The organism is Pseudomonas sp. NPDC089422 (assembly GCF_044749405.1).
Classification (GTDB): Bacteria; Pseudomonadota; Gammaproteobacteria; order Pseudomonadales; family Pseudomonadaceae; genus Aquipseudomonas.
Genome location: NZ_JBIVHW010000001.1, coordinates 503,450 through 515,570 on the forward strand (window position 1 = coordinate 503,450; position 12,121 = coordinate 515,570).

Annotated in this window: 16 protein-coding genes; 4 read left to right on the forward strand and 12 right to left on the reverse strand. The window is 62.8% G+C overall.

Annotated features, from left to right (window positions below; genetic code table 11):
• The 5 genes from ACIPZ8_RS02285 to ACIPZ8_RS02305 form a co-directional block, all read right to left on the reverse strand.
• The gene (locus ACIPZ8_RS02285; RefSeq protein WP_400719378.1) at positions 1-570 is read right to left on the reverse strand and encodes a DUF6162 family protein; all 570 of its coding nucleotides are present in this window, start codon (positions 568-570) and stop codon (positions 1-3) included.
• An 11-nt stretch (positions 571-581) separates the two neighbouring features.
• Positions 582-902 (reverse strand): hypothetical protein, encoded by a 321-nt coding sequence (locus ACIPZ8_RS02290; RefSeq protein ID WP_400719379.1) that lies wholly within the window; start codon positions 900-902, stop codon positions 582-584.
• Positions 899-1,438: a thiamine pyrophosphate-binding protein gene (locus tag ACIPZ8_RS02295; protein WP_400719380.1), complete on the reverse strand. Its 540-nt coding sequence runs from the start codon at positions 1,436-1,438 to the stop codon at positions 899-901. Before ACIPZ8_RS02295 ends, ACIPZ8_RS02290 begins: the two co-directional genes overlap by 4 nt.
• A complete protein-coding gene (locus tag ACIPZ8_RS02300) occupies positions 1,435-2,628 on the reverse strand; it encodes a PepSY-associated TM helix domain-containing protein (RefSeq protein ID WP_400719381.1) in 1,194 nt (397 codons plus the stop codon). The genes ACIPZ8_RS02295 and ACIPZ8_RS02300 overlap by 4 nt, the downstream gene beginning before the upstream one ends.
• A 171-nt stretch (positions 2,629-2,799) precedes the next feature.
• Positions 2,800-4,134: a lysine N(6)-hydroxylase/L-ornithine N(5)-oxygenase family protein gene (locus ACIPZ8_RS02305; protein WP_400719382.1), complete on the reverse strand. Its 1,335-nt coding sequence runs from the start codon at positions 4,132-4,134 to the stop codon at positions 2,800-2,802.
• 200 nt (positions 4,135-4,334) lie between these two features.
• On the opposite strand from ACIPZ8_RS02305, the gene ACIPZ8_RS02310 reads away from it, so the two are divergent.
• Complete coding sequence (locus tag ACIPZ8_RS02310) at positions 4,335-4,772, forward strand: hypothetical protein (RefSeq protein ID WP_400719383.1); 438 nt, start codon at positions 4,335-4,337, stop codon at positions 4,770-4,772.
• Positions 4,773-4,862: 90 nt separating this feature from the next.
• On the opposite strand, the gene pbpG is transcribed toward ACIPZ8_RS02310, so the two are convergent.
• The 3 genes from pbpG to ACIPZ8_RS02325 form a co-directional block, all read right to left on the reverse strand.
• Positions 4,863-5,789 (reverse strand): D-alanyl-D-alanine endopeptidase, encoded by a 927-nt coding sequence (gene pbpG / locus ACIPZ8_RS02315; protein WP_400719384.1) that lies wholly within the window; start codon positions 5,787-5,789, stop codon positions 4,863-4,865.
• A 242-nt stretch (positions 5,790-6,031) separates the two neighbouring features.
• On the reverse strand, positions 6,032-6,214 hold the full coding sequence (locus ACIPZ8_RS02320) for a hypothetical protein (RefSeq protein ID WP_152956113.1): 183 nt from the start codon (positions 6,212-6,214) through the stop codon (positions 6,032-6,034).
• A 94-nt stretch (positions 6,215-6,308) separates the two neighbouring features.
• Positions 6,309-6,650: a hypothetical protein gene (locus ACIPZ8_RS02325; protein WP_400719385.1), complete on the reverse strand. Its 342-nt coding sequence runs from the start codon at positions 6,648-6,650 to the stop codon at positions 6,309-6,311.
• Between the two features lie 161 nt (positions 6,651-6,811).
• On the opposite strand from ACIPZ8_RS02325, the gene ACIPZ8_RS02330 reads away from it, so the two are divergent.
• Positions 6,812-7,645 (forward strand): shikimate 5-dehydrogenase, encoded by an 834-nt coding sequence (locus ACIPZ8_RS02330; protein ID WP_400719386.1) that lies wholly within the window; start codon positions 6,812-6,814, stop codon positions 7,643-7,645.
• A 9-nt stretch (positions 7,646-7,654) separates the two neighbouring features.
• On the opposite strand, the gene ACIPZ8_RS02335 is transcribed toward ACIPZ8_RS02330, so the two are convergent.
• The 3 genes from ACIPZ8_RS02335 to ACIPZ8_RS02345 all read right to left on the reverse strand — a co-directional run bounded on the left by ACIPZ8_RS02335 (position 7,655) and on the right by ACIPZ8_RS02345 (position 9,109).
• Entirely contained in the window at positions 7,655-7,897 is a 243-nt protein-coding gene (locus ACIPZ8_RS02335; protein ID WP_400719387.1) for a hypothetical protein, read from the reverse strand.
• A gap of 96 nt (positions 7,898-7,993) precedes the next feature.
• Positions 7,994-8,521 (reverse strand): lactoylglutathione lyase, encoded by a 528-nt coding sequence (gloA, locus tag ACIPZ8_RS02340; protein ID WP_054883228.1) that lies wholly within the window; start codon positions 8,519-8,521, stop codon positions 7,994-7,996.
• 228 nt (positions 8,522-8,749) lie between these two features.
• The gene (locus ACIPZ8_RS02345) at positions 8,750-9,109 is read right to left on the reverse strand and encodes a histone-like nucleoid-structuring protein, MvaT/MvaU family (protein WP_400719388.1); all 360 of its coding nucleotides are present in this window, start codon (positions 9,107-9,109) and stop codon (positions 8,750-8,752) included.
• A gap of 358 nt (positions 9,110-9,467) precedes the next feature.
• Between ACIPZ8_RS02345 and ACIPZ8_RS02350 the strand changes: the two genes are divergently transcribed.
• Together ACIPZ8_RS02350 and cobF are read left to right on the forward strand one after the other, a co-directional pair.
• A complete protein-coding gene (locus ACIPZ8_RS02350; protein ID WP_400719389.1) occupies positions 9,468-10,757 on the forward strand; it encodes an OprD family porin in 1,290 nt (429 codons plus the stop codon).
• Positions 10,758-10,778: 21 nt separating this feature from the next.
• A complete protein-coding gene (gene cobF / locus ACIPZ8_RS02355; protein WP_400719390.1) occupies positions 10,779-11,528 on the forward strand; it encodes a precorrin-6A synthase (deacetylating) in 750 nt (249 codons plus the stop codon).
• Positions 11,529-11,647: 119 nt separating this feature from the next.
• Here cobF and ACIPZ8_RS02360 read toward each other — a convergent pair whose 3' ends face one another.
• Positions 11,648-11,998 (reverse strand): response regulator, encoded by a 351-nt coding sequence (locus tag ACIPZ8_RS02360; RefSeq protein ID WP_400719391.1) that lies wholly within the window; start codon positions 11,996-11,998, stop codon positions 11,648-11,650.
• Positions 11,999-12,121: the final 123 nt, after the last annotated feature.

Sequence of the window (12,121 nt, forward strand, 5' to 3'; positions counted from 1 at the left end):
TCAGTGGCGGTGTTCGCGGGTGACCCCGGCGTCGTAGTGGCTGACCACCTGCTGCCAGCCGGCGGCGGCCAGCGCGGCCTGGCCGAGGTCGTCGGGGAGCACGGCGGCGCTGTCGCGGCGCAGCCAGACATCGACCTCGGCGCTGTCGGCAGCGGGCAGCATCATCAGGAAGCTGCCCGCCACCTGCGGCGCCAGGCTGCGGCCCAGATAGGCACCGTTCGCTAGCCACTGCCACTGGTGGCTGCCACGGCTCTGGCTGCCGGCGTCGACCACGAACGGCGGCAGGCCTTCCTCGGCCAGGGCTTCGATGCTTGGCGGTGCTGCACGTTCTTCGCGCAGCAACTGGATCTCGTCGAACGCCACGCGCAGGTCGGTATAGATACCTTGCTCGGCAGCGGTCAGGTCGCGGCGGGCGTCGATCTGATGGCTGGCGATGGCCTGCTCGTCCTCGCGTTCGCCGCGCAGCAGGACCACGCTGGCGGCGAGGGCGACGATCAACAGGCTGATCAGCAGTACGTACAGCGTTTCGTGCCCGGCACCGGCCGGGCGCACCACCTGGGTATGGCTCATGGCTGGGCTGCTCATGGTTGCGCGATGTCGGCGTGATCAATTTCCACGACATGGCCCGGGCCTGCGTCGAACAGCACGTAGAACTCGCCGTCGGGGCGTTTGAAGGTCAGGCTCGAGTCGTCACCGAGCTTGCCGCCGACCAGCACCTGCTCGTCGTAGCCGATCACGTCGAGAGTCACCCCTGGCGCGCCGCTGCCATCGGAAAAGCCGCCGGTGCATTTCACCTGTCCGCCCGCCACTGCTTCGCACTCGCACATCGGGTTGTGGGCCAGGGCCGGGCCTGCGGCCAGTACCAGCAAGGGCAGGGCGAGCTTGCGCATCAGCTGTTTCATGGTTTGCCTCCTTGTTTTTCGAGCCAGGCCACAGTGGCTGGCGACGCCTTGGCCAACGGGACGGAGGCCTGGTGCAGGCTGCCGTCCCAGCCTTCGACGGTGATCCAGATCTGCGCATCGACGCGGGTGCGCGGCGGTATCGGCAGGTTGGTGACCATGCGGTACGGCGCACCGAAGAAAATCGTGCCGGCCGCGCGCAGGCTGCGCGGCTTGCCGATGCGCAAGTAGACCGCCTTGACGTCATTCACGCAGGCCTTGCACAGTGCCGCGTTGAACAGCTTGAAGTGGCCGGCGGGGCCATCGGCGCGTGGGGCCTCGTTGCGCAGTTCGGCGAGGTCGAGGCGGTAGGGGCCGACCTGAATGGCGCTGATCGGGTTAGCACCGAGCCCGGCGTCGCCGCGCAACAGCCTGACGTCGGCGAAGTACTTGGGCATGAAGCCCAGGGGAATGAGGATCAACAGGATGTTCAGGTGGAAGCGCCACTTCAGCCACCATTGCTTGAGCGGGCGTGCGGGCAGGGCTTGGACCTGGCTCATGGGCGGGCCTCCAGGGTGGTTTCGCGGCTTGCGCTGCGCGGTGCGCGTTCGCTGCGCTTGAGCGCTGCGGCGGTGGCCTGGGCGGTACGTTTGGTCCAGATCAGCAGGCCACTGAACACCATCAGGGTCAGGATCAGGCCGAAGAAGAACCAGATCAGCTTGATCGGCAGGCCGCCGAAGTCGCCGGTGTGCAGCGGGCGCATGGATTCGGTGACGAATTCCAGGGCCGAGCGGTCGCTGAGCAGGAACTGGCTGTCGACCTGGCGGGTATACGGGTTGACCGAGGCGCTCTGGAACATCAGCGGGTACCAGCCACGCCCGCCCATTTCGATGTGGCTATAGGCGGTGGCGGGCAGCGAGATGGAGGTGATGTCCAGGTTCGGGATGGCCAGGCCGGCAATGCGTGCAGCCTCGTCCAGGTCGATGCGTGGGGCCGGGCTGCCATCGACGGTCTGCGGCACCTGTTCGCGGGCAATCACCGGCACGATCGGCTCGCTGGAAAGGGTGATGTGGTTGTCGGACAGGATCGCCCGGATCAGGAACCAGATGCTGGTGATGGCAATGACCGCGATGAACCAGATCGACCAGACCCCGGCCAGGCGGTGCAGGTCTCCCCAGAAGATGCGCGCGCCGTGGCCGGTGCGTACCGGTTTGAAGAAGCCTTTCCAGAACTTCTTGTACACCACCAGGCCGGTGACCAGCGACGCCAGCATCGGCAGCCCGAGCAGCGAAACCATGTACCAGCCCCAGCTGAAGCCATGGGTGAACGGCACCAGCCACCAGCCATGCAGGGCGCGGGTGAAGGCTTCGAAGTTGAAGTCCGGCATCTTGCCCTGGATGGCCCCGGTGTACGGGTTGACGTAGAGCATCGGGCTGGCGCCATCGGCGTAGGTGACCCGTGCCGTGAGCGCGAAATGCGAGCCGTCCGGCTGGCTGAGCGAATTGACGGCCATGTCCGGTTCGGCCTTGTGCAGGGCATTGAGCACTTGCTGAAAGCTCAGGCGTTGGGCGTTGTCGTCGGGCTTGCTGGCACGCACGTCGGGGTTGGCCAGCCAGACGATCTCCTGGCTGACCACGGCCAGCATGCCGGTGAAGCAGACGATCAGCACGAAGAACCAGATCGGCAGGGCGAGCCAGCTGTGGACCAGGAACCACAGCTTGGACTTGGATTTTTTCGGTGATTTGGCCATCGGTCCGTCTTCTGAAAAGGTAGGCGAGTACAGGCCCAACCAAAGGGGGCTGCTCTAGAAAGGACGAATGAGAATGAAAATCCTGCTGGATTAAGTGCAAGCAAATGTTTCAGAGGGCACAAATGCCGACAGGGCGCTCATGGCGCCCTGTCGCGGCGTGTGCAGCGCGAATCAGGCGCTGGTCAGGGCCACGGCGGGTTGTGCCTTGCCCTGCTGGCGTGCCAAGTCGTGGTACAGCGCCTGGCCGATCTCTGCGGCACGGGAGGGCAGTACCGACAGCAAGGTGTCGCTGAGGCCGTGGCTGTTCTCGCAGAAGCCTTGCAGGTAGACCGACGCCTGCAGGTCCGGGCTGGCCAGAACCCGGTAGTTGCGGTCGACGCTGAAGTCTTCCACGTAGTTGGCCAGCGGTGCCAGCAGGTCGCGGTGCGAGCGGCGTTCGTAGCCGGTGGCGAGGATCACCGCGTCGTAGCGGTGGGTTTGCTGCTGGCCGGTGGCCAGGTCGCGCAGGGTCAGTTCGATGCCGTCGCGGGTGGCCACCACGGCTTCCACCTGGCGGCGGCACAGCACGTTGTGGCGGAACTGGTGGGCGACCTTCTGCCGGTAGAGGATGCCGTAGATGCGCTCGATCAGGTCGAGGTCGACCACCGAGTAGTTGGTGTTGTGGTACTCGCCGAGCAGTTTGGCGCGCTGGTCGGCCGGCTCGTTGTAGACCAGGTCGGTGTAGTCAGGCGAGAAGATCTCGTTGACGAACGGGCTGTCATCGGCCGGCTTGAGGGCAGAACCGCGCAGCACCATGTCGACCTTGACCGACGGATAGCTGTCGTTGAGGTCGATGAACGCCTCGGCGGCGCTCTGGCCTGAACCGATCACGGCGATGCGCATCGGTTTGCCGGCCGTGCACGGCAGTTTGTTCAGGCTGCTCAGGTACTGGGAGTGGTGGAAGACCCGCGGATCATCCTTGAACGCACCGAATTTTTCCGGGATCTTCGGTGTGCCGCCGCTACCGACCACCACCGCGCGCGTGCGCCGGCTGAACTCCCGGCCTTGCCCATCGCGCGAGACCAGGCGCAGGTGCTCGACGCGCCCGGCCTTCACTTCAGGCTCGATGCGCAGCACTTCTTCGCCGTACACCGCCTGGTCGGCGAAATGCTCGGCGGCCCAGCGCAGGTAGTCGTTGTACTCCAGGCGGCAAGGGTAGAAGGTACCGAGGTTGATGAAGTCGGCCAGGCGCTGCTTCTGGTGCAGGTAGTTGACGAAGCTGTACGGGCTGGTCGGGTTGCGCAGCGAGACCAGGTCCTTGAGGAACGAGATCTGCAGCTCGCTCTGGGTGGCCAGGGTTTCGCCGTGCCAGCGGTATTCCTTCTGCTTGTCGATGAACAGCGCATCAAGGGCGTGGCCCTGGCTCTGGGCGAGTTCTTCCAGGGCGATGGCCAGGGCCAGGTTGGACGGGCCGAAGCCCACGCCGATCAGGTCCTTGATAGTTTCCGGGTGTGCAGGCTGGCTCATGGCTGCGATTCCATAATGGGTCGAATGTGGGCGCATGCCGGGGCTCCGGCGCCTGCGCTTGTACATTGGGTGGAACGAGCCAGGGGAAGGGGAATTTACTGCCCGGGAGCGTGCCTGCTGCCAACCGGGCCTAAAGGTTTTTGCCCGCTGGCCGATACGCAGGTCAACTCAAGGACCCTTTGCAAGGCAGGGAGAAAAACATGGTAGGCATTACGGCAGTCAGCATCAGCAACACTTCGGCCCAGGCGGCCAGCGCTTCGCAGGTCAGCGACACTGAAAAGACCGAGTCGGGCAGCTCGACGCTGCAGGTCGACACTTCGAAACTGCGCGGCGACGGCCAGGCCAAAGGCGCCGAGGGTGCAGAAGGCAGCAGTGGAAGTGGGGAGCCGGCACACATCACGCAATTGCGCGAGATGATCAAGAAACTGCAGAAGCAACTGGCGGACGAGCAGAAACAACTGGCCATCCTGATGGCACAGAAAACCGACGAAACCACCAAACTGGCAGCCGTCACGGGCAAGCAAGCCAGCATCGCCACCATCAGCGGTGAAATCATGGAGGCTACCGCGCAGTTGCTGGAAGCGCTGCAGAAGACCGGTGGCAACAGTGCTGGCGGGATGGTCGATACTCAGGCCTGAGATCAACCGTGAAGCTGGCGCGATCCCTGTGGGGGCCGCGCTTGTCGTGGCGACGAACCGCGGCTCCCACCAGTCTGTGCTGGCCTCAGGTTACTCCGACGCCAGGCGGCCCTTGCCGTGCTTGTCCGACTTGTACTGCATGGCCACGGCCGGTGCCGGCTTGGCCGCGCCGGTTTCCAGCCACTGACGCATGCGCGTGGCGTCGGCGAAGTGGGTGTACTTGCCGAAAGCGTCGAGGATCACCATGGCCACCGGGCGGTTGTCCATCTTGGTCAGCAGCACCAGGCAGTGGCCGGCCTCGTTGGTAAAGCCGGTCTTGGTCAGCGAGATATCCCAGTTGCTCTTGTTCACCAGGTGGTCGGTGTTGCGGAAGCCCAAGGTGTAGTTGGGCTTGCGGAAGGCCACGGTCTTCTCGCGGGTGGTCGACAGCTCGCTCAGCATCGGGTACTTGCGCGATGCCATCAGCAACTTGGCGAGGTCGTGCGCGGTAGAGACGTTCTGCGTCGACAGGCCGGTCGGCTCGACATAGCGGGTGTGCGCCATGCCCAGGCTGCGGGCCTTGGCGTTCATCGCCTTGATGAAGGCCGGGTAGCCGCCTGGATAATGGTTGGCCAGGGTGGTGGCGGCGCGGTTTTCCGATGACATCAGGGTGATCAGCAGGGTTTCCCGGCGGTTCAGCTCGCTCCCCAGGCGCACGCGCGAATACACGCCTTTCATGTCCGGGTTGTTGGCGATGGTCATGGTGAGCATCTCATCCATGGGCAGCTTGGCATCCAGCACGACCATCGCCGTCATCAGTTTGGTCACCGAGGCAATGGGCACCACACGGTCGGCGTGGCTCGAATACAGTTCCTGATTGGTGTTCAGGTCGATCAGCAGGGCGCTGCCAGACGCCAGGTGCAGCTTGGACGGGTCGCGTTGGACCTGGGCCGGGGGTTGTGCAGCAGCGGTCGACGGAAGGGTCGCAGTACCTGTGAGCAACAGCAGCAGGCTGAGGATGGACAGGGATGTTTTCACGTTGAGGCTCACTAAAAGTTGGTATGTCGTTGGCTGTGCAAGGGTTTTCCCCCAAAAAACCGGTGCATTGTGGAGTATGGCCGAAGTGCTGTCGATTGCTCGTTAAGCCACCCACACGAAATGAAAAAAGCTTCATGCTGTATCGGTTTTCCTGGCTCCGTTCGTCGGTTCGCCCAGGCAAAAAAAGACCCGCCATCGGGCGGGTCAGAAGAGGCGTAGGGAGCAACGCACAACAAATTCGGTCAAGCGATCAGGCAATCGGCCTGCAGTTGTTCAGCCAGGGCCTGGGCCGAGGCGCGGGTAGCCAACGGGCCGCTGACGGCCTCGCCATTGCTCACCAGGTACCAGCAGGCCAGCAGGCCTTGCTCGCGCAGGGTGACGGGGACGGCAGTGCCGACGACTGACATGATCTGAATAGTGGCCATGGGGACCTCCTGTGAAACATGGCCCTACCTTACGCAGCAGCCGACAACGTTTGAAATCAACACGCTCAATAGTGCTCATCAGTTTTATCAACGGTCACCAGCGTGGCGGGCCGTAATACACCGGAGGCGGGCCGTAGTAGGGGCGGTAGGCCGGTGGCGGCGGTGCCGGCACGTAGTACGGCTGGTAGTACACCGGTTGGGGCGGGGCCTGCACATAGACGGGCGGTGGCCCATAGTAGGCGGGCTGGCGTTCCACGTAGACCGTGCGGTCGTGGCCGCCATACACCGTCGCCCCGACCACGGCCCCGACCACGGCGGCGCCGAGCAGTGGGCCGGGACCATACCAGCCATGGCCACCGCCGCCATGGGCAGAGGCCTGCCCGCTGACGGCCAGGGCACCGACCAGCAGGGCGATTCCGGGGAGATGACGGTTCATGAGACTTCCTCGCAAGGTAACCCCGCGCTTGGGGCCTTACTACTATGACTCCGGTCTCTGTAAGCCGAGCACAGGGAAACGGTAAAGGTTGTGTAAGGGACGACCAGTGGTTGGGTCTGGTACGCTGCACAAACGTTTCAGTTATGAAAAAGGAGCAGGTTATGGCGACAACTCCCAGCAGAGACACCGTGCTGTGCATTTCCTTGGCCGGGCGGCCTGGCACCTTCGGCGTGCGTTTTCATAATCACCTCTACCAGCAGCTCGGGCTGGACTACTACTACAAGGCCATGACCACCGACGACCTGCCGGCAGCTGTCGCCGGCATACGCGCGCTGGGCATTCGCGGTTGTGGCGTGTCGATGCCGTACAAGGAAGCCTGCATGGCGCTGGTCGATGAAATCGATCCGTCGGCGGCGGCGATCGAGTCGGTCAATACCCTGGTCAACCATGCTGGCCATCTGAAGGCCTACAACACCGATTATCTTGCCGTGCGGCAACTGCTCGCGGAGCACCAGGTCGACCCTGCCACCGCGTTTGCCTTGCGCGGCAGTGGCGGCATGGCCAAGGCTGTGGCCAGTGCCCTGCGCGATGCAGGGTTCGGCGAAGGCATCATCGTCGCCCGCAACGAGCAGGCCGGGCGGCAGTTGGCGGATGTCTGCGGGTATCGCTGGGTGGCCGAGCTGGGCGACCTGTGCCCGCCGATGCTGGTGAACGTGACCCCCATTGGCATGGCTGGCGGGCCGGAGGCCGATGAGCTGGCCTTCAGCGAGAATGCCATTGCGGCGGCCGAGCGGGTGTTCGACGTGGTGGCGATGCCGGCACGCACGCCGTTGATCCAGCGGGCCGAGGCGCTGGGCAAGCCGGTGATCACCGGGCTGGAGGTGATCGCACTGCAGGCTTTGGAGCAGTTTGTGCTTTACACTGGGGTGCGACCAACCCGTGAGCAGGTTGAAGCGGCGGTAGCGTATGCCCGCGCCGCTCCTGCAACAAAATGAACGTACTGGTCAGAAGGCTTTGTACCCCTTGTCCAGCTGCTCATCCACCAATGCCCGGCCATGGGCCAGCGACACATGCTGTGCATTCTCAAGGTCCGAGAAGAATTTCATCGGCATCGACATGCGCTTGCTGGTGTGCCCCTGTGGATCGGTGATCAGGCATCCGGCGGCATAGGGCAGGGGGGAGTCGGGGTGGGGCATCACGCTGGCGGTGATGGTGTGGTCGCGGTATTCACAGTGAAGAGATTGCATCGTCCTTACCTCGCTGTGGCATGTGAAGCAGTTACCTTCATATACCACAGCAAGGGGCCAGGAGTTCCCGGCCCGACGAGCGCGAGCTGACGGCGATCAGCCCTTCAGTTCGGTGGGCTGGATCACTTCCACCCAGTAACCGTCCGGGTCCTTGACGAAGGCCAGGTGGTTCATGCGGCCATCTTGCAGGCGCTTCTGGAACGGGACGTCGAGGGCTTCGAAACGGGCGCAGGCCTCGCGCACGTCCGGCACCGAAATGCAGATGTGGCCAAAGCCGCGCGGGTCGGTGTTGCCGTTGTGGTAGGCGAATTCCGGGTCGTTTTCGGTGCCGTGGTTGTGGGTCAGTTCCAGCACGCCCGGGATCGACTTCATCCACTGGTGGCGCGCGGTGTCGTCGGCAGGGATCTGCGCCGGGTCGACCAGGGCCAGGAAGTACAGGCTGAAGGCAGCTTCGGGGAAGTCACGCTTGTCGACCAGGCGGAAGCCCAGCACACGGGTGTAGAAGTCCAGCGATTTCTCGATGTCCTTGACCCGCAGCATGGTGTGGTTGAAGACGAACTGGGCGGTGGCAGCGTCTGGCTGCGCGGTGACGCCAGGCAGGGTTTGCAGATCGTGCAGGCTCATGGGTACTCCAGAGACGGGGCTGGCAACCAGGTGCCAGCGAAACAGACAGGGGGCCATGATACGGCAGTGAAGCGTTTGCGCAAATGAAAGCGCCCTGCTCGGGAGGAGCAGGGCGCCGGAATTAGAGGCCCGCATGTGCGGGCGCGTGATGGGGTCGCTAGTCCTTTAGCTGTCTCGATACTGCTGCAGCCGTTGTGAAAAAAATGTGAAGTGGGTGTTGACGTTTCATCAGCGAACCCAGCTCTCCACGGTAGCGGCCCCATACTGTTCTTTCCACGCCTTGAGGCCGCGGTGGTTGCCGCCTTTGGTCTCGATCAGCTCGCCGGTATGCGGGTTTTCGTAGACTTTCACCACGCGCGGGCGGCGCTGCTGTTTCGGTGCACTGGCAACGCCACGGGTAACCGCCTTCGGGTCGAGGATGGCGATGATATCGCGCAGACTTTTGTCATAGCTTTTCATCAGGCCGACTAGTTTCTGCTCGAATTCGATTTCGCGTTTGAGGCCGGCATCCTTTTTCAGCGCCTCCAGTTGCGCCATCTGTTCCTGGAGCGCTTTTTCGGCAGCACGAAACTCTGCAAGTCTGGACACTGTAATCACTCCTGTACGTCTTCCGTGGCAGGGCGTGACGAACATTGATAAGGACTAAACGCCAGCCACGCGGGTGGGTAAAACTGTTCGCTGACATCGAGTGTAGACACTTGCGGGACTTCGGTAAACCGCAAACTTTTTATAAGTAATCGGGAACTTTCCAAGTTTTCCGCGCGTTAGTTCAGGCGGTTTTTCGATGCGTCTTCCAAGGGTTCTAGACCATGGTCCAATAGCTTGCGGCAGAGCGGTTGGGCGATCATTTCAGATGATGGTCGACGCATGTTCGGCCGCGACGCATTCGCGTGGCGCAGGTGCGTCACGATTAGTTTTTTCGCCTTTCTTGTGGATGTTCCCTCGCATGTTTTCCCCCCTTCCTCTCGCCCCCGGGCGCCGTGTTGCCGGCCTGTTCCTCTTGTGTGCCGGCGCGCAGGCTCAGGCCGCCGGTTTTCTTGATGACGCTAGTGCCAAGGTCGAAGCACGCAATGTCTATTTCAACCGGGATTTTCGTGACGGCCACAGCAGTTCCAGCCAGGGTGCGTCAAAACGCGAAGAGTGGGCGCAAGGCTTCATTCTGAATGTGCAGTCGGGTTATACCCAAGGACCGGTCGGTTTTGGCGTGGATGCACTGGGCATGTTAGGGATCAAGCTCGATTCCAGCCCGGCCGACAGTAACAGTGGTTTGCTGCCATCTTCTGGCCACGACCCGCGGCACTCCGCCGACCAATACGCGAAGATGGGCCTGGCGGCCAAGGTCAAGGTGTCCAACACGGTGCTGAAGTACGGCTCGATGATGCCAGACGTGCCGCTGCTGAAATACAACGATGGTCGCTTGCTGCCGACCCTGTTTCACGGTGCGATGCTGACCTCCGAAGAAGTGCGCGACCTGAAGTTCACCCTGGCCCGCCTGAACAAGTACACCGCGCGTGATTCCACCGATCGCCAGGATATTCGCGTGCATTGCAAGAACAAGCGCTATGCCTGCGATATCGAAGCCGACCACTTTGACCTGGCCGGCCTGGACTACCGTTTCAATGACCGGCTCAGTGCCCAGTATCAGGTTGCCAAGCTGGAAAACATCTACCGCCAGCATTTCCTTGGGCTGGTCGCCAGCCAACCGCTCGCCGTCGGCAGCCTGTCGGCAGACCTGCGGCTGATCAAGAGCGATGACATCGGCAACGCCCGCGCCGGTGAGATCGACCACCGTGCCTTCAGCGGCATGCTCGGGTACAGCCTGGGTGGACACAAGATCAGTGCCGGCTGGCAGCGCATGTACGGCGAAAGCGCGATGCCGTACCTCGATGGCAGCAACCCGTACCTGGTCAACTACGCCCAGGTCAACGACTTTGCCGCCGCCCAGGAGCGCTCCTGGCAGCTGCGTTACGACTATGACTTCAAAGCCCTCGGCGTGCCCGGCCTGAGCTTCTTCACCCGCTACATCAACGGCGACCACATCAAGGTCCCGGGCAGCAATGCAGAAGGCAAGGAATGGGAGCGCGACACCGAGCTCAAGTACCAGGTGCAGAGCGGCACCTTCAAGGATGTCAGCGTGCGCCTGCGTAACTCTACCTACCGCAGCAACTATGAGAAGTGGGCACGGGACATGGATGAGACGCGGGTCATCGTCAGCTATAACTTCTCTATCTTCTGAGTCGAGGTATCGGGCGGTGCCATGAAAGACGTTCTGTTGATCGGCATCGGCCCGGGCGACCCGCGGCAGATCACCGTCGAGGCGGTCGAGGCACTGCGGCGTGCCAGTGTGTTCTTCATGCTCGACAAAGGTGCCGGCAAGGGTGAACTGGTGCGCTTGCGCAAGGCGATCCTCGAGCGCTACCGGCCCGAGGGTGGCTACCGCCTGGTGCAGGTTGCGGATCCGCAGCGCGATAGCGACGCTGCGGATTATGCCGGCGCGGTTCACGACTGGCACCGCCAGCGCGCCGCGCTTTATGCCCGGTTGATCAGCGAAGAGATGGGCGCCGAGGATATCGGCGCCTTTTTGCTATGGGGCGAGCCGGGCCTCTACGACAGCACCTTGCGCATACTTGACCTGGTCCGCGAACGCGGTGTGGCGCTGCGTCTGCAGGTGATTCCCGGTATCAGCAGTGTGCAGGCCCTGGCGGCGCGGCATCAGATCCCGCTCAATCGCATTGGTGAGCCGCTGACCGTGTTGCCAGGGCGGCGCCTGGCCGAGCAGGGGCAGGTGGACAATGTGGTGGTGATGCTTGATGGGCAGTGCGCGTTCGCCACGCTGGAAGATCCGGCGTTGGTGATCTACTGGGGGGCTTACCTGGGCACCGAGGATGAAGTGCTGATCGCCGGGCCCTTGCAGGCGGTGAAGGCGCGGATTGTCGAGGTGCGCGAGCGGGAGCGGGTACGCATGGGGTGGATCATGGATACCTACCTGTTGCGGCGGGAGCTGTGAGGTGGGTTGCCTGTACCAGCCTCTTCACGGCTAAAGCCGCACACAGGAATATCACAGGCCTCGAGTCTTGCACCGTATCTGTGGGAGCGGCTTCAGCCGCGAAGCAGGCGCCGCCGAGTTCAAGGGGTACCCAGAATCTCCACCACCTTGTCGCGCAACTGGTCGATGCTGAACGGCTTGCCAATCATGTGCATGCCCGCCGGCACATGGAAACTTTCGGCATAACCACTGGCAAACAGCACCGGCAGCAACGGCCGCACCGCACGGGTCTTGGCCGCCAACTCTTCACCGCGCATGTCCGGCAGGCCCACGTCGGTCACCAGCAGGGCCAGTGGCTGGCTGGTATCCTCGATCACTCTCAGCGCTGCCGAGGCATTTTCTGCCTCGAGGGTGCTGTAGCCCAATTCGTCGAGCACTTCGACCATCAGCATACGTACGATGTCGTCGTCTTCGACTACCAGAAGGTGCATGGCGGGTTTCCTGTTGAAAAAGTCATGTCCCTACTCTGTGCGCCAGGCAGTGACAGAAGTTCCCGAGGATACCGACTGTGGCACGTCGATGGAACGATTCTCACACGCAGCCTTCAAATACTG

Coding starts and splice junctions, on each gene's coding strand:
- ACIPZ8_RS02285 (WP_400719378.1), bottom strand. CDS start 570: ATGAGCCATACCCAGGTGGTGCGCCCGGCCGGTGCCGGGCACGAAACG.
- ACIPZ8_RS02290 (WP_400719379.1), bottom strand. CDS start 902: ATGAAACAGCTGATGCGCAAGCTCGCCCTGCCCTTGCTGGTACTGGCC.
- ACIPZ8_RS02295 (WP_400719380.1), bottom strand. CDS start 1,438: ATGAGCCAGGTCCAAGCCCTGCCCGCACGCCCGCTCAAGCAATGGTGG.
- ACIPZ8_RS02300 (WP_400719381.1), bottom strand. CDS start 2,628: ATGGCCAAATCACCGAAAAAATCCAAGTCCAAGCTGTGGTTCCTGGTC.
- ACIPZ8_RS02305 (WP_400719382.1), bottom strand. CDS start 4,134: ATGAGCCAGCCTGCACACCCGGAAACTATCAAGGACCTGATCGGCGTG.
- ACIPZ8_RS02310 (WP_400719383.1), top strand. CDS start 4,335: ATGGTAGGCATTACGGCAGTCAGCATCAGCAACACTTCGGCCCAGGCG.
- ACIPZ8_RS02320 (WP_152956113.1), bottom strand. CDS start 6,214: ATGGCCACTATTCAGATCATGTCAGTCGTCGGCACTGCCGTCCCCGTC.
- ACIPZ8_RS02325 (WP_400719385.1), bottom strand. CDS start 6,650: ATGAACCGTCATCTCCCCGGAATCGCCCTGCTGGTCGGTGCCCTGGCC.
- ACIPZ8_RS02330 (WP_400719386.1), top strand. CDS start 6,812: ATGGCGACAACTCCCAGCAGAGACACCGTGCTGTGCATTTCCTTGGCC.
- ACIPZ8_RS02335 (WP_400719387.1), bottom strand. CDS start 7,897: ATGCAATCTCTTCACTGTGAATACCGCGACCACACCATCACCGCCAGC.
- gloA (WP_054883228.1), bottom strand. CDS start 8,521: ATGAGCCTGCACGATCTGCAAACCCTGCCTGGCGTCACCGCGCAGCCA.
- ACIPZ8_RS02350 (WP_400719389.1), top strand. CDS start 9,468: ATGTTTTCCCCCCTTCCTCTCGCCCCCGGGCGCCGTGTTGCCGGCCTG.
- cobF (WP_400719390.1), top strand. CDS start 10,779: ATGAAAGACGTTCTGTTGATCGGCATCGGCCCGGGCGACCCGCGGCAG.
- ACIPZ8_RS02360 (WP_400719391.1), bottom strand. CDS start 11,998: ATGCACCTTCTGGTAGTCGAAGACGACGACATCGTACGTATGCTGATG.